The organism is Streptomyces sp. NPDC057565, assembly GCF_042801455.1.
GTDB classification, from domain to species: domain Bacteria; phylum Actinomycetota; class Actinomycetes; order Streptomycetales; family Streptomycetaceae; genus Streptomyces; species Streptomyces yanii.
Window position 1 is genome coordinate 1 of record NZ_JBHVFU010000027.1, and the last position, 18692, is coordinate 18692.

General features: G+C 67.5%; 14 protein-coding genes and 4 pseudogenes. 7 read left to right on the forward strand and 11 right to left on the reverse strand.

The genetic code is table 11. From position 1 onward, the window contains the following. Window positions 1–159: 159 nt before the first annotated feature. A complete protein-coding gene (locus ACFU8W_RS32480) occupies window positions 160–486 on the reverse strand; it encodes a hypothetical protein (RefSeq protein WP_345511984.1) in 327 nt (108 codons plus the stop codon). 78 nt (window positions 487–564) lie between these two features. On the opposite strand from ACFU8W_RS32480, the gene ACFU8W_RS32485 reads away from it, so the two are divergent. Then, a complete protein-coding gene (locus ACFU8W_RS32485; protein ID WP_384044789.1) occupies window positions 565–1740 on the forward strand; it encodes an IS630 family transposase in 1176 nt (391 codons plus the stop codon). A 388-nt stretch (window positions 1741–2128) separates the two neighbouring features. On the opposite strand, the gene ACFU8W_RS32490 is transcribed toward ACFU8W_RS32485, so the two are convergent. Further along, on the reverse strand, window positions 2129–4570 hold the full coding sequence (locus ACFU8W_RS32490) for a DUF5703 domain-containing protein (protein ID WP_384044792.1): 2442 nt from the start codon (window positions 4568–4570) through the stop codon (window positions 2129–2131). A 56-nt stretch (window positions 4571–4626) separates the two neighbouring features. Then, window positions 4627–4734 (reverse strand): annotated as a pseudogene (locus tag ACFU8W_RS32495) (carbohydrate ABC transporter permease); the annotation flags it as partial. A gap of 115 nt (window positions 4735–4849) precedes the next feature. On the opposite strand from ACFU8W_RS32495, the gene ACFU8W_RS32500 reads away from it, so the two are divergent. Beyond that, entirely contained in the window at window positions 4850–5008 is a 159-nt protein-coding gene (locus tag ACFU8W_RS32500) for a hypothetical protein (protein WP_384044795.1), read from the forward strand. Between the two features lie 13 nt (window positions 5009–5021). Here ACFU8W_RS32500 and ACFU8W_RS32505 read toward each other — a convergent pair whose 3' ends face one another. After that, window positions 5022–9059 carry an Ig-like domain-containing protein gene (locus tag ACFU8W_RS32505; protein ID WP_384044798.1) on the reverse strand — a complete coding sequence of 1346 codons (4038 nt, stop codon included), beginning with the start codon at window positions 9057–9059 and terminating at the stop codon, window positions 5022–5024. Window positions 9060–9221: 162 nt separating this feature from the next. Between ACFU8W_RS32505 and ACFU8W_RS32510 the strand changes: the two genes are divergently transcribed. Both ACFU8W_RS32510 and ACFU8W_RS32515 read left to right on the forward strand, forming a co-directional pair. Next, window positions 9222–9653, forward strand: coding sequence for a hypothetical protein (locus ACFU8W_RS32510; protein ID WP_384044801.1), 432 nt, complete (start codon window positions 9222–9224; stop codon window positions 9651–9653). A 730-nt stretch (window positions 9654–10383) separates the two neighbouring features. Then, window positions 10384–10593, forward strand: a pseudogene (locus tag ACFU8W_RS32515) (transposase); the annotation flags it as partial. Between the two features lie 642 nt (window positions 10594–11235). On the opposite strand, the gene ACFU8W_RS32520 reads toward ACFU8W_RS32515, so the two are convergent. The 7 genes and pseudogenes from ACFU8W_RS32520 to ACFU8W_RS32550 form a co-directional block, all read right to left on the reverse strand. Continuing rightward, complete coding sequence (locus ACFU8W_RS32520) at window positions 11236–11376, reverse strand: hypothetical protein (RefSeq protein ID WP_384044804.1); 141 nt, start codon at window positions 11374–11376, stop codon at window positions 11236–11238. Further along, window positions 11377–12222: a ketose-bisphosphate aldolase gene (locus ACFU8W_RS32525; RefSeq protein WP_384044807.1), complete on the reverse strand. Its 846-nt coding sequence runs from the start codon at window positions 12220–12222 to the stop codon at window positions 11377–11379. Beyond that, a pseudogene (locus ACFU8W_RS32530) lies at window positions 12213–13154 on the reverse strand (1-phosphofructokinase family hexose kinase). Before ACFU8W_RS32530 ends, ACFU8W_RS32525 begins: the two are co-directional and overlap by 10 nt. 52 nt (window positions 13155–13206) lie before the next feature. Next, window positions 13207–14121, reverse strand: coding sequence for an ROK family protein (locus tag ACFU8W_RS32535; protein WP_384044810.1), 915 nt, complete (start codon window positions 14119–14121; stop codon window positions 13207–13209). Further along, window positions 14118–14993, reverse strand: a complete 876-nt coding sequence (locus tag ACFU8W_RS32540) for an SIS domain-containing protein (protein ID WP_384044813.1) — start codon at window positions 14991–14993, stop codon at window positions 14118–14120. The genes ACFU8W_RS32535 and ACFU8W_RS32540 overlap by 4 nt, the downstream gene beginning before the upstream one ends. Before the next feature lie 212 nt (window positions 14994–15205). After that, window positions 15206–15707, reverse strand: a pseudogene (locus tag ACFU8W_RS32545) (lactate utilization protein C). After that, window positions 15704–16468, reverse strand: coding sequence for a (Fe-S)-binding protein (locus tag ACFU8W_RS32550; RefSeq protein ID WP_384044816.1), 765 nt, complete (start codon window positions 16466–16468; stop codon window positions 15704–15706). Before ACFU8W_RS32550 ends, ACFU8W_RS32545 begins: the two are co-directional and overlap by 4 nt. A 479-nt stretch (window positions 16469–16947) precedes the next feature. On the opposite strand from ACFU8W_RS32550, the gene ACFU8W_RS32555 reads away from it, so the two are divergent. From ACFU8W_RS32555 to ACFU8W_RS32565, 3 genes are read left to right on the forward strand one after another with little or no spacing between them, the layout of a single operon-like run. Further along, on the forward strand, window positions 16948–17799 hold the full coding sequence (locus ACFU8W_RS32555; protein WP_384044818.1) for a fumarylacetoacetate hydrolase family protein: 852 nt from the start codon (window positions 16948–16950) through the stop codon (window positions 17797–17799). 11 nt (window positions 17800–17810) lie between these two features. Next, on the forward strand, window positions 17811–18506 hold the full coding sequence (locus tag ACFU8W_RS32560; protein ID WP_384044821.1) for an SDR family NAD(P)-dependent oxidoreductase: 696 nt from the start codon (window positions 17811–17813) through the stop codon (window positions 18504–18506). Further along, the gene (locus tag ACFU8W_RS32565; protein WP_384044824.1) at window positions 18506–18676 is read left to right on the forward strand and encodes a hypothetical protein; all 171 of its coding nucleotides are present in this window, start codon (window positions 18506–18508) and stop codon (window positions 18674–18676) included. Before ACFU8W_RS32560 ends, ACFU8W_RS32565 begins: the two co-directional genes overlap by 1 nt. The last annotated feature ends 16 nt before the right edge of the window (window positions 18677–18692 follow it).

Here is an 18692-nt window from a genome sequence, read left to right on the forward strand (position 1 = left end):
CTCTGCGTCGCCTCATCCGCCGCGCGTGGATCCTCTACCGCTGGGACGCACGCCCCGGGAGGCGCCCCTGAACACCGCCTATCCGCGCACGCTCTAAGTGGTCTGCGTCGTAAGTCCTTCGGGGGTTGACTTCGGAGCTGGTTGTTGGCGCGTTCGCGGTCAGGTGCCGAGGCCGGTGAGGTGAAGGTGGCAGGCGGTATCGAGGGCGTCCTCGGGGGTGCCACTGCCACTGCCGGTGGGCAGGAGGGTGTCCTGATAGCGGTCGCTGGCCGGGTCGTGCAGGGCGAAGCCCCAACGGCTCGCGGTGCCGTGATAGCGCAGGCGCATCAGCTTGAGGCTCCCGCCGCCGGCCAGTTCGCCTTCTACATAGGCGTACTGGCCCCGGTGGCGGATGCGGAGGCCGGCCAGCTGCGGCCAGGCCGCCTTGGCCCGCATGTTCAGGTACAGCTCGAGCTGGAGCCGGGTATGTTCCGAGGGCGTTGGCACAGCGAACATCCTGCCGGAGGGCCGGCGATCGGGGTACGGCAGGATGCGGCCTGTCGTGATCCACTTCTCGTGATCGGCGTGCCCGCCTTGCCTGTTGCCCCTGCCCGTCTGGTAGCCCTGACCGCCTCCGAGCGCAAGCGGCTCAAGACGATGGCCTACGGCCACAAGACCGAGCACCGGCTCCGTCAGCGCGCCCAGGTCGTCCTGCACGCGGCCCGTGGCCGCTCCAACGCCCGCATCGCCCGGGAGACCGGACTGCACCTGGACACCGTCCGCACCTGGCGCGGCCGATTTGCCGAGAACCGGCTGCCCGCCCTGTCCGACCGCAAGCGCTCCGGGCGTCCCGCCTCCTTCACGCCGCTGCAGACCGCCCAGGTCAAGGCCCTGGCCTGCCAACTGCCCGCCGAGAGCGGCACTCCGCTCTCGCGCTGGTCGTCCCCGGAGCCGGCCCGCGAGGTCATCGCTCGCGCCATCGCCGGCGCGATCTCCGCCTCCACCGTGCGGCGCTGGCTCAAGCAGGACGCGCTCAAGCCCTGGCAGTACCAGTCCTGGATCTTCATCACCGACCCTGCCTTCCGGCCCAGGGCCGAGCGCGTCCTCGACCTCTATGCCCGCATCTGGAACGGCGAAGCGCTCGGCGCGGACGAGTACGTGATCAGCGCGGATGAGAAGACCTCCGTCCAGGCCCGCTGCCGCTGCCACCCCACCCTGGCCCCCGGGCAGGCCAGAGCGATGCGGGTGAACCACACCTACGGCCGCGGTGGAGCGCTGGCCTACCTGGCCGCCTACGACGTCCACCACGCGAAGATCTTCGGCCGCTGCGAGCCGAGAACCGGCATCGCCCCGTTCATGGCGCTGGTCGACCAGGTCATGGCCCAAGAGCCCTACGCCAGCGCGAAACGCGTGTTCTGGGTCGTGGACAACGGCTCCTCACACCGCGGCAAGAAGGCCACCGACCGGCTGACCGCCGCCTACCCGAACGCAGTCCTCGTCCACACCCCGGTCCACGCCTCCTGGTTAAACCAGGTGGAGATCTACTTCTCCGTTGTGCAGCGCAAGGTTGTGACACCCAACGACTTCACCGACCTCAACGAGGTCGCGGACCGGCTCCGAGCCTTCGAAGACCGCTACAACGCCACGGCACAGCCGTTCCAGTGGAAGTTCACCACCTCCGACCTGGACGATCTGCTGGCCAGACTCGACCGGCACACCACCGATCACCCAGAAGAATCCTCCGCCGCCCCAGCCGCGTGATCAACCCCCGAAGAACTTACGACGCAGACCACTAAGGTGAGTTCGGGCCGGGCGCGCGCCGCCGCCACCGCCGACGGCAGCTGCTCGGGGCGCAGCACCAGGTCGTAGGCGAGCCCGGCGGCGACCGCGGCCAGGCCAACGGCCCCGGTGCAGGCGGACACGGACGGCGAGCGTTCATCTCCAGCCCCCAGCAAAGCAGTTGACTCCTCCCCACCGGCCTACGACCAATCCGACCTGGCGTCGACCCGCACCAACGCCGGATTTAACGAACTACCGCTACTGAGTTTCGCCGCGTGATGTCACTGGAACGCGTGCCCTGACCTGCAGCGAAGGGCAACCGCGACGCGACATCACGCAAAGATCATCAGTAAGGGGGATGCCTACCGACTCAGCGGAGGTCGGCGGTGGTGCTGGTACTGGCCTCTGACTCGTCGACGGCCAGGTTGCCGACGCCCTCGCGGGTCACCGTGTGGTCGGACTTGCCGTCGACGAGCCGACCTTGCACCGTGCGGCCGCGGGTGGTGTGGAGCTTGAACTGCACGTTCCACTCACTCGGCCAGGCGTTGTAGAGGATCGCGTCGTCGTCGGCGCCGGGGTGCAGCAGCATCGATTGGAGAGCCATCTTGGCGATGGCGTGCGGCTCCATGCCGGGTTCGCCGTCGACGCTCCCGGGACCGAAGCCGGTGTAGCGCCATGCCCCGGTACGGAACGCGGCGAGGGTCTGGAACTTCGCCTCCGCGGTCAGTCCGAGGTAGGCCGCGTGGATGGCGTCGTGCCGCCAGTCCTGGGTCCCGTCGGCGGGATACTTGCCGCGCCGCTCCTGGTAGGAGGCGACGGCGAGGTCGAGGTGGGGCCGGCCGGCGCCGAACAACCGCAAGGGGAAGATCGGGTAGAGGTTCTGGTTGTTGGTATCGGTGCCGAGGAAGACGTCGGAGGCGGTCTTGAGCCGGTCACGCGGTCCCCACGAGGTATCGTTGTCCTGCGCGTTCTCGCCCACCGGCAGGTTGGGGAGGCGGTCCGTCACCTCCACCCAGTAAGCCCGGTCACGCCGAGTGGTGAGCGAGGTCGGCAACGTCTGCAGCCCGCCGAGGATCCGGTGCAGACCCGCAGTGTCGGCGGCGGGATTGTGCAGGTTCCGGTCGCCCTCGCCCGAGTACATCGGGTACATGTCGATCTTGCCGTCCTTGTGGTGCCAGTGGGTGTCGTAGAACCTCACGACCTCCCGGGCCACCGGCAGCAGCTTCTCACGAGCGAACCTCATGTCGTGGGTGTAGGAGAAGTAGTCGAGCATCATCGTGACTATCTCGACGTTGCCCGCGTAGAGCCAGCGGGTCCAACTGCCGGAGAACCAGTTGGCGGCATGGCCCGCCCGGTTCCAGCCGTACTCGCCCCCGACCGCATGGCCCCACAGGCCCATCACCTCGGGCCACATGGCCCCCTGCGTGGCGGGCAGCTCGACACGGGAAGGCTCCTCGACGGTCGATTCGCCCCAGAACGCCTGGACCCTCGCCTTGGCCAGTGGCAACGAATCGGCGTACTGGTCGAAGTAGGACTGCATCAGGTCGAAGTCGCCGGACGCGAGCATGTTCCAGTAGGCGAACCTCTGGTTGAACCCGTGATAGCTGTTCCACTTGCGGAAGTCGGCGTCGTCGGGGCGCCCGGGGGTGAAGAGCGAGCCGTTGAAACGGATCGGCATCGCGGGAGTCCTGCCCGCGGTGGCCTGGAGGTACCGCGTGTGCAGCCAGCCTTTGGTGACCTTGTCCGCGTCGGCATCGCCGGTGGCGAAGATGTACGACCGGTTCCAGAACCGGTCCCACCACCTTTGGTGGTCGGCGCGGAGCCGGTCGACGGGCATTCGCGCGCTCTCGCCGGCCAGGTCACCGATCTCCTCCTCCCACCTCTCCTGCCACCTCGCGGACAGGTCGATGCTCGAGTGCAAGGTGATGTCGAGCCGGTGCGAGGTGTCGCGGTCGGAGCGCAGCCCGGAGGCGGAGATGCTGGCGAAACCCTCACCGCGAACCTGCCCCCCGAACGTGCGACCGGTAAGCGGGTCGTCGTGGATGCCCGGGTCGAGCCTTTGCAGGCGCATGATCTCGTCGTACGCCGACTCGGAGTTGTGGTGTGCCCACGTGATGGTCCCGGGTCGGTCCAGGACCCGGTCGGCGTAGACCTTCGGCTGGACGCCCACGTAGCCGTCCTCGCTGTTGACCAGGTCGTAGAAGGTGAAGTTGCTGCGCGACGGGGACGGGTTGTCCTTGGGCCTGAGGTTGGTGAAGCGCACGTCCATCGAGAACGCGCTGGGCGCGTCGCTCTCGACATGGATCGTCTGTTCGTCGGCGCCGACCCAGACCCGGGTGGTGATCACCGGGTCGCTGCCCGCGGTGATCACGACCTCGCTCTCGTGGAGCTTGAGCTCCTGGCGGAACCCGCTGGAGTCGAACGGGTTGGGGCAGAAGGTGATGTCGAGCTGTCCGAGCTTGGCCAGCCGAACGTTCTCCTCCCAGGCGTCGCCTGCGGCGAGCAGCAGCCGCAGTTGGTCGCCCTCGACCCACACATTGGCGGCCTGCACACCGTTCCCGATCGGCATCGAGCCCGTGACGCCGGTACTCTTCGAGGTCCAGACCTCGTTGTAGGCGGGGAGCAGCCGGTCTACGACGGTGGCAGTCGGCTCCGCGACGGAAGCGCCGGTGGCTCCCGCTGCCGGCTGCGCGCCGACCGCAGACAGGGCCCCGACGGGCAGCGCCGTGGCTGCCAACGCACCGGCTGTTCGGCCAAGTACGGTTCTGCGCGAGATGTGCTGGGAACCAGGTGTGGGCTTCGAGAACCGCATGATGCTTCTCCCTTGGTCTCTCGGTGGACATTGCACGGCACGGCCGCTTGTGCCGGTCAGCCCTTCGTGGCGCCACCGGTCAGGCCACGGACGAAGTGCTTCTGGAACGCGAGGTAGAAGGCCAGGACGGGCAGTGTGGCCAGCAGCATGAAGGAGAACACCGCGAGACCCGGCGGGCACCGCTCAAGTTCAAAGATCCGTTATTCCAATGCGGCGCGCAGTGCCGCCTGGAGTAGTGCCCGCGCGTCCGGTTCGCTACCCGCTCGGCGTGTTCGGACGGTGGCACTGTGGATCCTGACCTTCGTCTTCCCGACGGCGTTCATCGCCTATCTCTCGAGCGCTGCCCTGCTGGAGCGGCTCGACGGAGTCCCGCTGCCGCCCAGGCCGGCCTGGGCGGCAGCGGGAGCCGGTGTGGTCGTCTTCGCGCCCAACAACTGAGTTGTCAGGCCGGCTACTTGTCGGTCACGGTGACGACCGCTCGCGCCTTGACCGATGTGTCGGCGACCGTTCCGGCCACGGTGAACCATCCCTCCTTGGCCACCTTGTCGTCCGAGACGGGATCCCAGGTCACATCGACCGACTTGGTCGTGCCGTCGCTGTAGACGGCCTCGGTCTGCGCAGGCAGCGGGGGCACGGTGCCAATCTTCGTATCGACGGCAACGGGCTTGAAGTCGACGATGGACGTCCCCGCCTTCTGCGCCTTGTAGACCTCAAACTCGGCCAGACCGGACTCGGCACCGGTTGGGTTCTGGTACTTGCCATCGGGATCGATGGTGAACTTCACCCAGCTGGTCTTGGCGGGCGCATCAAGCGTCACGACATTGTCCGGCTGGCCATCCCACTGGATGTCGGTGACCCGCTTGCTGCCGCCTTCCCATTCCAGGACTCCTTCCACGATCCGGTTTTCGGAATGCCCGCGGTCGACCAGGTTGATGTGATCGATCTCGACCGCAGTGGGGAAGTCGAGCTTGATCCACGGAGTCTTGTCAGCCTGCTTCGCCGCCCAGGACGTGGCTTTGGAACCGTCGATCGCCTTCGCACCGAGATAGCGGTCGTCTTGATCGTTGCCGTCCGGGTTGCCGTTTCGATCTCGGACCGAAGAGACCGTCACCTTTGCCTGAGTGGCAATGTTGGTGCTGCTCGCGACAATCGCTTCCTGGTTCGAGCGCACCTTCACCCCATCCAAGGTCACGACCGCTTCCGCAGTCGCCTTGAATGTGCCGGTGATCGGCTCCTTCAGCACGATGGTGTTACTGCCCGGCACGTTCGCCAGGCGGTCATCACTGAATTCGTAGGCGACCGTCGCCTTCGACAGGTTTACCTTCTCGCCGGTGCTGAGGGTTCCCTCAACCGCTGCGACAATCGGCTCCTTTGTCTTGATGTCGCTCTTGTTGAGCGACAGCTTCGCTTCTTTGAGGAATGCCGGAAGCGACAGCTTGCCGGATGCGTCCACGTCGACGTAGAAGTAGTCGCTTGCGCGGTACCCGTCCAACTCCGCGGTCACGTTGATTCTGGTGCGCCCCTTCCCGGCGGCCGATACCACACCGTCGGCCCCCACTTCGGCCACGGACGGATCGTCGCTGGTGAAAGCAAGCTTTGCAGCCCCCAGGTCGATCGGCTGACCGAGGAAGGAGGATCCTGCCACGTCGATCGCGGCGGTGCGGCCATCCGCATCGACCTTCGGATCCAGTTTGATGCTGCCGAGTGCGGTGAGATCCCTCGACGAGAAGGCCTGGACCTCGAGCACGTCGACCGGGCTGCCGTTCTGGCCACCGCCGGGGAACGAGACCCTCACGTAACGCGCCTGCACGCTGGAGTGGTCAGGATCGACCGGATAGTTGTAGTAGAGGCCCTCCTGCTCCCAGCCGTACAGTGTCGTGTCACTCGTCGGAACGGCCTGCGTGTCCTTCGACTTCGGCAAACCCGCCCCGGACAGGACCGACGTTTCGTTGCCCTTGGTCCACTTCACGCCGTCTTCGCTGTACTCGATCTTCACCTTCTTCGGCACGTTGTAGTAGGTCACATTGTCGCGATTCGGCATGTGATGGTTGAAGAAGACGTTGACGCGAGTGAGTTCCTGCATCTTCCGCAGGTCGTAGGTGATGCTCGGCGATTCATCGCCGGCCGGCGCGACCCACTTTGCGGAATTGCCTCCCGTCGCGTCATTGATGGTGCCGTCGGACAACGTGCTCGCGTGCTCGCTGTCGGTGGACACCTGCGGCGCGATCCCCTCCGCGGCATTGAAGTCGGGCAGGAGCGTGACGTAGTTACGGGTCGAGGTGTAGGTCTTGCCGTCCACCGTGATGTCGGCCCAGTAGCTGTACATCGTCGGCTTGGCGACCTTGTCGGTGAACTTCATGGTGTTACCTTCGACGACGAACGGCAATTCGTCGGCCGGTACCTCGGTGACCGTGATCTTGCCGGCGGCATTGTCGCGCTTGCCGTCGACGGTTGCGTAGTGGTACTTGATCTTGGAAGTGTCCAGGATGTCGACCGTGCCGCCCTTACGGGTGAAGGCCTTGAAGGTCACCGGGACGTCCTTGTTCGTGGAGAACTGGCCCCAGAACGTCGCCCCCTTCGTGAACATGTTCACGCCGACAAGCGGGAGTGCCGCCGAGATCGCGCCGTTGTGAACCTTGACCGGATACGTGTCGGTCTTGACCTGGGGATCGTTCACACCGTCGTCGTAGGTGGCGGTCACCGTGATGGTCGCGGTCCCGTCGCCGAAAGCCTTGACCCGGCCGGAGCCGCCTACCCTTGCGACCTGCTCGTTGTCGCTGGTGAACTTGAGCTTCGCCGGCGCGAAGACGTTGGTCAGGTCGTTCATGTAGCACTCGGCCCTCAGCTGCAGGGCCTTGGTCGAGGTCTGGCTGCTGAACAGCTTGACACTCGTCATCTTGTAGTCCCTGACCGGTCTCTTCGTCCTGATCTTGATGATCGTGTCGACGGGATCCGCGGTCACCTGGGACGTGTCGATGTTGATGTAGTACTTCTTGCCGTCCTGCTCCATGGTGAACGGCAGCTCGGTCCCCTTGTTCAGCCACTGCACGGCGTCGACCTTGTAGTCGAACGGACCGATCCGGCTCATCTGGTCCTGGCCGCTGAAGCCCGACTTTGCCGTGCCGGAGATCTGGTTCTTGACCATGTGCATGTAGGTGTACTGGTCGCGAGCCATGGCGTAGCCCCACTCGGGACCCTGACCGTGAGCGATGGCCTTCTGCGGATCGGTGTACCAGCCTGGCTTGCGCGTGTAGTCCAGGGTGTACGGCGTGGTGCCGTACATGGACTCGCGCAGATCAGGTCCGGCACTGTTGTCCATCCACTTCACGATCGACGCGCGCATGTCCGACAGTTGCTGTGACGAGACCGGAACCATCGAGAAGATGTTGGTGTTGTCCAGGTTGCTGCTCAGGTTGTCCATGCCGCGGGTCACGGCGATCGAGGAGTCATAGTTCATGACGTAGCCGTGGCCGTACTGGTTGATCAGCTCTTTTGCTGCTTCGGCCCAGTTGTCCCGCTCATTGCCCTTGGCGTATTGGGTCCAGACGTCCAGGGCCGTGGTGTAGGGGTCGTTCCATTCCTCATGGGCGACCTTCCTGCCCTGCGGCAGGACTCCGTTATGCCAGCCGCCGTCGTTGTACGGTTCGCTGTTCCAGAACGGCCGCTCGTACAGAGTGATGTCCTGATCGCCGGTTTGCGCATTCGGGTTCGCGTCGATGAGTACGCGGTCGTTGTAGTTGCGGGCCGAGCTCCAGGCGACGTCGACGTTGGAATAGGACTCGGGGCCACCATCGGCGAACACGTACGACGGGTTGTATCGCGCCACCAAGTTCTGGATGTCGCTTTCGAGAATCTCGGATCCCTCGTACAGCGATGAGACGTAGACACCGAACTTCAGACCGTAACGCTCGGCAGCCTCCTTGGCCTGCTGTACGCGGTCCTTCACGTGCCAGGTGCCGTCATCGGCCTTGTACAGCGCGTTGTACTTGTACAGCTTGTTGCTGTTGCTCGGGGTCAGGTTTGCATTCGGCGACGGCCAGTAGTAGATGGTGTTCTGGAGGCTTTCTGTCGAAAGCATCGTCATGCCCATCTCTTTGGCCCTCTGGGCCCACTCGTCGTAGTTGTAGTTCGGGTCGTACAGGTTGGGCGTCGTCCCGGTGGTGTGTGACAGGGCCGACATCTTCCCGTCGATGAACCAGTCGACCGGGTTCCTCTTGACCGTGATGGTGTACTGCTTGGTCGCGGAGGCGCCCTGAGCGTCGGTCACCTTCACGGTGAAGGTGTAATCCTTCTGCGTCTTGCCTTGCGCACCGTCCGAGACCGTGCCGTCGATGTGACCGTCGGCCGCCAGTGTGAGCCCGGGCGGCAGTTGGCCATCGGCGACGGTCCACTTGTATCCAGGAGCTCCGCCGGCGGCCTGGAAGGAGAACGGAGCAGCCTGCGGGGCGATACTCGACGTGTTCCGCTTGCCGTCGATCGTCGCGACCATTCCGACGTACGGGTTCTCGTCGTAGGCGTACGGAAGGCTGTTGGAGGGATAGTCGTTCGCCGGGGTGTTCGCGTTGCGCTTCTTGAACGCCTCCTGATCAACACTGAGGCCCGTCGTGACAACGGACAGTTGATTGTTGGACGCGTTCGGTCCCGCCACGGAGTGCGTGAGGCCGGGGACGAGGTCTCCGTTGCCGTCGCACAGTCTCGCGTAGAAGCCGAGGAAGTTCTTGTTCTTGCCGGTGTTCTTGTGCTGAATCTCGATCAGGAGCTTGTTCCAGCCCTGCTTCAGCTGAACGGGATACTTCGTACCGTTCTTGTTGACCCTGTTCACGACGCTGCCTTGCTGACCGACCTGAGCATCGTTGGCGAACAGCCGGTACACACCCGAGCCGCCGACCTGCCACCGAACGTCCTGCGCGGTCGGGCTGTAGACGTAGCTTGCGGCCACAACCCACTTGCCGGTTGTGGCCTGGCCCTGCTTGACGTCGAAGTAGCCCATCAGGTCGTTGTAGTCGTCGTAGTTCCGGTTGAAGATGCGATCGTCGAAGTACTGCCAGGTCGACGTCTCGTTGCTTCCCGGGTCAGCAAGTGACTTGTCGATCGCGGGGACAACGGGTACGGAAGACCGCTCGACCACCGGATCGGTGTAGGGACCTGAGACCACCCACTGGTTCAGGTACGGCGCCGTGCCTCCGGTTTGAGCCGCCTGGGCTTGCGGCCCCGTGACTACATTGCCCACCGCAAAGGCGAGCGCCATCGCGGTCGCGATGACGCCGCACTGGATCTTGCGCAAGCTTTTCATTCTACCTCCTTGTACTTGTCGAGATGGCCGATGACCCGCCGTTGTGGATCTTCAGCAGCCCATCCGCCCCCGCAGCCGTCCTCAAGTCGCGGGATCGAAGCCTCCCTCCTGCCCACACCGCTGCGTTCAGGGTTGCCAGGATGTTTCACATCCTGCCCAAGGGCGTGGGAAGTAGATCAGATCTATTCTTGCCCGGCAAGAGTTCTAACGGACGTACTTGTAACGGACGTACTTGTGACGCGCAGGCATGCAGCGAAGCGAACCCATGACGATGGCCAGGCGCGCGCAACGGGTCCCGCGTCGCGCTCTCGTCGACCCGTGACGGGCTTCCGTGCCCCTCAGCTTTGGCCATTGAGCAGATCTATGCTGGGTCTTCGAGCGTGAGCGGTGCCCGTCGGGTCTGCACTGACTTCCCGTCACTGAGTTTGAGAGATCGGGCTGTTAGGCAAGGTCGTCTGCTGGGTTTCGAACTCGATCGACTTCGGAGGTGGCCTTGCCCGAACTGTAGGCCGGTACGGACGCGGGTAAGGCCGAGCATCACTGCGTGGTGATCGACGCCGACGGCAAACGCAGACTGTCGCGGCGGGTAACCAACGACGAGACCGAAATGCTTCAACTCATCGACTACGTACTGGAGTTGAGCGACGGTAAGCCAGGCGACTTGGGTGATCGATCTCAATACTGGCGGGGCGCGCTGAAGATCGCGCTGCTGGCCGACAACGGACAGTAGGTCCTCTACATCCCCGGCCGCACCGTGCACGCGTGGTCCGGGCCTTCGACCGGGCGACCGCCGCACGGACCAGCGGACTGCGCCGCCACACGCTGTTCGCCACCGGCCGACAAAGAGGTCGAGGAGCAACGCCGCCGTACCCAGCGGCGCGTCTTCCTCGAAGCGCAGGATGAAGAGCGCGAACACATAGCGCGGATCGCTGCCTTCCGGCGATGGCGACTCAGTCCCCCGCGCACACGACCTTCATCGGGTCACGGGGACCGACGAACTCGGTGTCGGCCCGCACGGTACCGCCAGGGGTTCACAACTGCTGGGCCGGCAAATCGTTTTGGCGAACATGAACACGATGGGGTGAACGGCGCGACGGACTTCGGGCATGCCTGGCGGGGTGTGGGTAACGTTCTCGGTGCGATCTGGGACGCCGGGTGTGGTCTCAGCGGTCGGGGCCCCCGTATCACCAGCGAGATGGTTCGGGGCCTCCCCGTCGCCTCCGGCCACACCCACATGGCCAGGTCGTAGGGATTCCGCCCGCCTGGAACGGACCGCATACGGGATATGCGCCGCCGCCCAGGACGCGAAAGCGGAGGACCAGTACGCCCAAGACCGTTCGGGGCGTGCCGGTGAGCCAGGACTCACTCCCGCTCACTGCCCAGGAACGGTGACGATGTCGCACTGGCCGCGGTTGACACGTACGACACCGGGCAGGAGACCGTGCTCGGCATACGGAGCGAACTCCGCTTCCCATTCCTCGTCCCAGCCGTAGGGGGCCAGAGGGTGCTGCACTCAGCGCGGCGCGGTGGCCCGTAGCACGCCGAGCAGACGGGTGACTTCGGCGGTCATCGCGCTGCGGCCGGGGCCGAGGTAGCGGCGGGTGTCGACCAACCTCGGCTGGTCGGCGAGGGCTTGGCGTACGGCGGTGGTGAAGACCTGGTTGAGGTGGGTGGCGATGTTGACTTTCGTCATACCGTGCTCGACGGCCCGGGTCAGATGGGCGTCGGCGACGCCTGAGGAGCCATGCAGCACCAGTGGCACCGGAACGGCGGCGCGAAGTGCGGCGATGAGCTCGAAGTCGAGCTCGGCGTCGCGGGTGAGCATGGCATGCGAGGTGCCGACAGCCACGGCGAGCGCATCCACGCCGGTGGCGGCAACGAAGGCGGCGGCCTCGGCAGGGTCGGTACGCGCACCGGGGGTGTGCACGCCGTCCTTTCCGCCGACCTCGCCGAGTTCGGCCTCCACCCAGACGCCAGCCGCGTGGCAGTGTTCCACCACCTCCGCGGTGGCCCGCACGTTGTTGTCGTAGTCGAGCGCGGAGGCGTCGAACATGACGGAGGAGAAGCCGAGTTCGACGGCCTCGGCGACCAGGTCGGCCGAGGTGGCGTGGTCGAGATGGACGGCGACCGGGACATCGGCGGCGCGGCCGACGGCGAGCGTCGCCGAGGCTATTGGTGCCAGGGCGCCGTGGTAGCGGACGGCGTTCTCGCTCAGCTGCAGCACCACCGGGGTGCCCGCAGCCTCGGCGCCGGCAACGATGGCCTGGACGTGTTCAAGCTGGATAACGTTGAACGCGCCGACGCCGCACGCGGCGTCGACGGCGGGGGTGACGATGGTGCCGGTATCGGTCAGGGGCATCGCGGGCTCCTCAGGTGGTTCAGGGTTCGGACGTCCACGCGCTCTCGCAGGTCGGCGTGGACAGCGGGGGCGAAGTCACCGGCCAGCGGCGCCGCGACCGCGGCGGCGGACAGGGCCGCCGCCTCGGCGAGCCGCTCGGGCCAGGGGGTGTCGGCGACCAGGCCGAGGGTGAGCGCGGCCACCGCGGCATCGCCCGCGCCAGTGGGGTTGCCGGCCAGTCGCTCCGGCGGCCTGGCCTGCCAACTGCCCTGCGGGGTGATGGCGATGAGACCGTCGGCGCCGAGGGAGGCGACGACGGACGCGGCTCCGGCCTCCCGCCGGGCGGCCGCGGCGGCGACAGGGTCGGTCGTGCCGGTTGGCCGCGGCGAGTTCGGCCGCGTTCGGTTTGACCAGGGCCGGCCCGGCCGCCAGCGCCGAGCGAAGGGCGGCGCCGTCAGCGTCCAGGACCGCAGGCACCCGATGACTGGCCGCGAGGTGGACGAGCCGGGCGTAGGCGTCCTCGGGCAGCCCGGGCGGCAGGCTGCCCGAGAGCACGACGGCGGCGGCGGACGCCAGCAGCCGATCGAGGTGGTCGAGCAGACGGATCCACTCCTCCGGGGGGACCATCGGGCCCGGTTCGAGCAGGTTCGTGGTGTCGCCGGCGCTCCCGTCGACCACGGCGACCGTGCGGCGGGTCTCTCCGTGATCGGCAGCAGGCGTTCGGTCAGCCGGGCGGCGGCGAGGTCGCGCCGTAGCGCGCTGCCGGCCTCGCCACCGGCGAAGCCGGTCATGACGGTCTGCTGTCCGAGGGCGTGCAGCACCCGGGGGACGTTGACGCCCTTCCCTCCGGCCCGTTCGACCACTGTGCGGACCCGGTTGCTGCCCTGCGGGTGCAGCTGGTCCACCCGGTAGGTGAGGTCGAGCGTGGCGTTCAGCGTGACGGTGAGGATCATCCAGGTCTCCGGCGGGCCGGAATGGTCTGGGCGGGCGCGGTAGTGCTCAGGGTCATCGGGCGCTCCGCGCGGTCAGCAGGTCTCCGGCGAGCAGTGCGGCGCCCTGGCAGCCGGCCTGGTGGCCGAGTTCGGCCGGGACGATCTCGGGGGCGGTCTGGAAGGCGAGCCGTTCGGCGACCGCCGTGCGTAGAGGCCCGAAGTACGGTTCGCCGGCCCGGGCGAGGCCGCCGTCGATCACGATGCGTTCGGGGTCGAGCAGGGTGATGGCGGTGGCGAGGCCGTCGGCGAGCGCCTCGATGGCCGCCTGCCAGACCGCCACCGTGGTTTGGTCACCGGCGGCGGCGCGTTCACCGACGTCCTTCGCCGTGACGCCGGGCTCGCCGGTGGCGGCGGTGTAGCGGCGGGCGACGGCCGCAGCGGAGGCGACCGTCTCCAGGCAGCCCTGGCTGCCACACGGGCACGCCTCGTCGCCGGATCGCGTCGGCAGATGGCCGAGTTCGCCGGCCATCGCGTGGCTGCCGGCCAGCGCCCGCTCGTCGACCATCAGCGCGGCAGCGATCCCGGTGCCGACCGGGCCGAACAGGAAGTTTCGGCTGCCGCGTCCGGCGCCGAGCCGGGCCTCGGCCAGGCCGCCGGCCCGTACGTCGTGCCCGATGGCGACCGGGATGCCCAGCGCCTCGGCGAACCGGTCGCGGCACGGCAGCCGCCGCCAGTCGAGACTGGCGGCCAGCACCGAGACTCCCGACGCCTCGTCGACGATTCCCGGCACGGCGATGCCCGCAGCCGCCGGCCGGTACCGCGCGGCGAGTTCGGCGGCGGCCGCGACCACGGTGTCCAGCGCCGCGTCCGGCCCGCGCTCGGCGCCGGTGGACCAGCGCTCGCTGTCCCGCAGGATGCCGTCCGGGCCGGCGACTTCGCCCTTGATGTAGGTGCCGCCGATGTCCAGTGCGATCGTCGTCGTGGTCATGGCTGGTTCAGCACGATCGAGCGGGTCAGGTTGCGCGGCTGGTCCGGGTTCAGACCACGGGCCTTGGCAATCTCCACCGCGAGGCGCTGGGCGCGGACCAGGTCCGCCAGCGGGTCCAGTGTGGTCACCGAGGTCATGGCGCCGATCGCCCGGACCTCGTCCAGCAGCCCGGCGGGCGGCTCGCCGAAGAACCAGACGACGGTGTCCGGCGCGGTGATGCTGACCGGGCCGTGCCGGTACTCCATCGCCGGGTAGGACTCCGTCCAACTCCCCGACGCCTCACGGAGCTTGAGCGCCGCCTCGTTGGCCAGGCCGGTGGTCCAGCCGGCGCCTGCAAAGGTGAACTGCCGGGCCGTCACCGCCCCTTCGGGCAGCGGCAGGCTCAGCGCCCGCTCCGCCTGCTCGACCAGGTCGGCCGGCGCCAGGCCGATCCGGCCGCGCAGCAGAGCCAGCGCGGTGGTGGCGAACCTGGTCTGCACCACCGACTTCTCGTCCGCGAACTCCAGGTCCACGACGGTGTCGGCGGCCGCGCTGATCGGGGTGGCGAGGTCGCCGGTGAGCGCCACCCGGGCCATCCGCCGCTCCGCCCGGGCCAGGGCGTCGAGCACCTCGGTCGTGGTGCCGGACCGGCTGATTGCCACCAGCCGGTCGTAGTCGCGGCCGGCCGGGAACTCGGAGGCCGCGAAGGCGTCCGTCTCCCCGAGCCCAGCCGCCTCACGCAGCGCTGCGTACGCCTGCGCGATGTACAGCGAGGTGCCGCAGCCGATCACCGCCACCCGCTCTCCGTGCTCCGGCAGCCCGGCGGGCGCCAGTTCCAGCGCCCGGCGCCAGCACTCCGGCTGGCTGGCGATCTCGCGCTCCACGTGGCTCACAACGGCCTCCCAATGCAAAGAACCTGCAACACGACGATTGAATCTGATCTATTCATGGCAATAGAACGTAACTTTGAGCAAACCTGCTCGAATATGCGCAACACCGCGCAGTCGAGGCGGGCACCGGGTGGCCGCACCGAGCCGGGGGCCTACGTGAACGCAATTGGTCGGCGCCGCGCCCCGGGCCCAGCCGGCCCGGATGCCCGTCCGGCTCAGCCGGGCCGGTCGCTCACCAAAACGACCTCCAGCCGTCGCGGCCCGTGCACGCCCTCGACCCGGTCCAGCTCGATGTCGCTGGTCGCGGACGGACCGAAGATCCAGGTCTGCGGCCGTACGGGTCCAGCCGGGGCAGGGCGCGCGGCACGGAGGCGACGATCTGGTCCGCAAGGACCACGCAGATGTGGTGGTCAGGAACGAGGGTGAGGGCCCGTCGGCCCTGTGTCGCCCCCGCGTCCAGCACGATTCGTGCCGGTCTCCGCGATGGCCAGTGCGCAGCCCCCGTCTGGGCGCCCTCGACCGAGTCCAGCCGACCGGCCGTCAGCGCGGGCCCGTCGGTCAGCACGCGCACGCCGCGGACGGCCGCCAGCCACTCGGGGGCAGGTCTGCCGGGACGGCCAGCGACCGGGCGCCTCGCTCTGCCAGCAGGCGGTCGATCAGGTCCGGCAGTTTCTTCGGGGCGGCGTGATGGACGATCGCGCGGTAGGTGCCGCTCATGCCGCCGCTCCGCTCGCGGTTGGCCCGGTGGAGGCCAGGATCTCGGCGAGGTGGACGGTCCGCAGTGGAGCGTCCTGGCGCCGGAGTGTCCCGGCGAGGTGCATCAGGCAGGAGTTGTCCGCCCCGCACAGCACCTCGGCTCCGGTCGCGAGCGCGTTGTGCGTCTTGCCCTCGCCCATCGCGGCGGAGACGGCGGCGTTCTTGACCGAGAACGTGCCGCCGAATCCGCAGCACTCCTCGGCGCCCGGCAGCTCGACGAGCGTCAGACCCCTGACCGCCTCCAGCAGCAGCCGGGGACGGTCGCCGAGGCCGAGTATCTGAAGCCCGTGGCAGGACGGGTGGTACATGACGGTGTGCGGGTAGTACGCGCCTACGTCGGTGACGCCGAGGACGTCGACCAGGAACTCGGTCAGCTCGTACACCCGGTCGGCCAGCGACGCCGCGGCCTCGGCCAGCTCCGCCCCGCGCCCCTCGGCCTTCGCCCGGGCACCGATGCGCGGGTAGTTGTCCCGCACCATCGCCGCGCACGATCCGGACAGGGTCACCACGTGGTCGTACCCGGCGAAGGCGGTGGCCGTACGACGTACCAGCGGCTCCGCCGCGCCCCGGTAGCCGGTGTTGTACTGCGGCTGCCCACAACAGATCTGGCCCGCTGGGAAGTCGACCTCCACACCAAGCCGCTCCAGCAGTGTCACCACCGCGCGCCCGGTGCCCGGGTACAGCGCGTCGTTGACGCAGGTGACAAAGAGTGCAACACGCAATGCGACTCCTGAAGAGTGGTTGGTGGTGGAGGTCCTGCCCGGCTGCCACCGGCCACGGCCGGTGCAGGCTCATCGCGTACTTCCTCGTGGTCGGCCCAGCAGGCACGCGAACGAGTCGGCGGGCCCCACCGTGGCGAGGGGCCCGCGTCGCCGCACGGTGGAGGTCGGGTGGAGATCAGTCGCGAATGTCGGTCCGCGTCATGGCGCGGTCCCCAGCCTCCCCGCCAAGGATCTGACCAATCAAGTCCCGAACACGCTCAGATCTTAGTCAGCGACGCCCGCAGGGAACAAGGTTTCGGTAGATGTTTCTGATTCACTTGCCACCGCGTCAATGAACAGAGGGTCAATTACCTGCATAGATAACAGCAAACTGGCCATCCTGCGCAGGCAAATACATCTGATGTAGTCCTTGCATCAGCCGGTCATCACTCCTAGAGTCCTCGCACGGCTGTGGCCAGGGGTCTGAAAAGAAACTCTCGATGAAACGGCTGCGCGTCGGACCCGCCGGCCAAGAGATACCTGCGTTGATGGCGGGGAACGGACGGCTTCTGGATCTGTCACCTGTCACGGGCGAGATCGATGGCCGCTTCCTGGCCGACGGCGGTGTGGCCCGGGTGCGGAGCGCGCTGGAGCAGGGTCGACTCCCAGAGCTGGCCAGCACCGGCCAACGGATCGGGGCACCCTTGGCGCGCCCGGGCAAAGTGGTGTGCATCGGCCTGAACTACCGCGATCACGCGAGGGAGACCAACGCGGCCGTCCCGACCCGGCCAGTGGTGTTCATGAAGGACCCGAGCACCGTGGTCGGCCCGTACGACCAGGTGCTGATCCCCCGGGGATCGGTGAAGACCGACTGGGAGGTGGAGCTCGCGGTGGTCATTGGCCGCCGTGCCCGCTACCTGGACTCCCCAGAGGAGGCGCTGACTTGCGTGGCTGGATACACGATCAGCAACGACGTGTCCGAGCGGGAGTTCCAGCTCGAGTACTCCGGCCAGTGGGACCTCGGCAAGTCCTGCGAGACCTTCCACCCACTGGGCCCCTGGCTGGTCACCCCGGACGAGGTCGGCGACCCGCAGAAGCTCTTGCTGACCACCAGGGTCAACGGCACCCCCCGACAGCACGGCACCACCGGCGACATGATCTTCGGCGTGGCCCACCTGCTGTGGTACCTGAGCCAGTACCTGGTCCTCGAACCCGGCAACGTGGTCAACACCGGGACGCCGGCCGGCGTCGCACTGGGCCTGCCCGACCAGCCTTACCTGCGACCCGGCGACACGGTCGTGCTCGGCGTCGACGGGCTCGGCAGCCAGCAGCAGACCTTCGCAGCAGCCTGAGGGAGGCGACCATGACAGAACTGGTGGGCCTGCGGGCCATCGTGACCGGCGGCGCCTCGGGCATCGGCCTGGCCACCGCCGAACTGCTGGCCGAACGCGGCGCGAAGGTGGCCGTGCTCGATCTCGCACCCGGCGAACTGCCGGCACCGCTGGTCGGTTTCACGGCCGACGTGAGCGACGACGCCGGTGTGCGTACCGCCGTCGAAGCGACCGCGGCGGCGCTGGGCGGCCTGGACATCCTGGTCAACAACGCCGGAGTCGGCGCGGCGGGCACCGTCGAGGACAACCCCGACGAACAGTGGCAGCAGGTGCTCGACGTCAACGTGCTCGGGGTCGTCCGCACCACCCGCGCGGCACTTCCGCATCTGCGGCGGTCGGCACACCCCGCGATCGTGAACACCTGCTCGATCGCCGCGACCGCCGGGCTGCCCGCACGAGCCCTGCACTCGGCCAGCAAGGGCGCGGTCCACGCGCTGACCCTGTCGATGGCGGCCGACCACATCGGTGAAGGCATCCGGGTCACCTGTGTCAACCCAGGCACCGTGGACACGCCGTGGGTGACGCGGCTGCTGGAGCGCTCCCCCGACGCCGCGGCCGAACTCGCCGCCCTCAACGCCCGTCAACCGCATGGCAGGACTCCTACCTCGGCGTCGTCTTCCGACGGCTGGCAGCCAGACGAGGAGGCAAACGGGCCCTGGTCGCCGTGATGCACAAACTCGCCATCGCCAGCTGGCACGTCCTGCACGACAAAGCCCCCTACCGAGTACTCGGCGCCGACCACTTCACACGCCGCGATCCCGAACGCGCCATGCGCCGCATGATCAAGGAAGCCAACAGCCTTAGGCTGAGCATCCGCTTCGAACCGATCACAGCCTGACCCGCCACCAAGGGGT

Coding starts and splice junctions, on each gene's coding strand:
- ACFU8W_RS32535 (WP_384044810.1), bottom strand. CDS start 14,121: ATGACCACGACGACGATCGCACTGGACATCGGCGGCACCTACATCAAG.
- ACFU8W_RS32505 (WP_384044798.1), bottom strand. CDS start 9,059: ATGGTCGCGACGATCGACGGCAAGCGGAACACGTCGAGTATCGCCCCG.
- ACFU8W_RS32560 (WP_384044821.1), top strand. CDS start 17,811: ATGACAGAACTGGTGGGCCTGCGGGCCATCGTGACCGGCGGCGCCTCG.
- ACFU8W_RS32565 (WP_384044824.1), top strand. CDS start 18,506: ATGCACAAACTCGCCATCGCCAGCTGGCACGTCCTGCACGACAAAGCC.
- ACFU8W_RS32490 (WP_384044792.1), bottom strand. CDS start 4,570: ATGCGGTTCTCGAAGCCCACACCTGGTTCCCAGCACATCTCGCGCAGA.
- ACFU8W_RS32555 (WP_384044818.1), top strand. CDS start 16,948: ATGAAACGGCTGCGCGTCGGACCCGCCGGCCAAGAGATACCTGCGTTG.
- ACFU8W_RS32525 (WP_384044807.1), bottom strand. CDS start 12,222: ATGCCCCTGACCGATACCGGCACCATCGTCACCCCCGCCGTCGACGCC.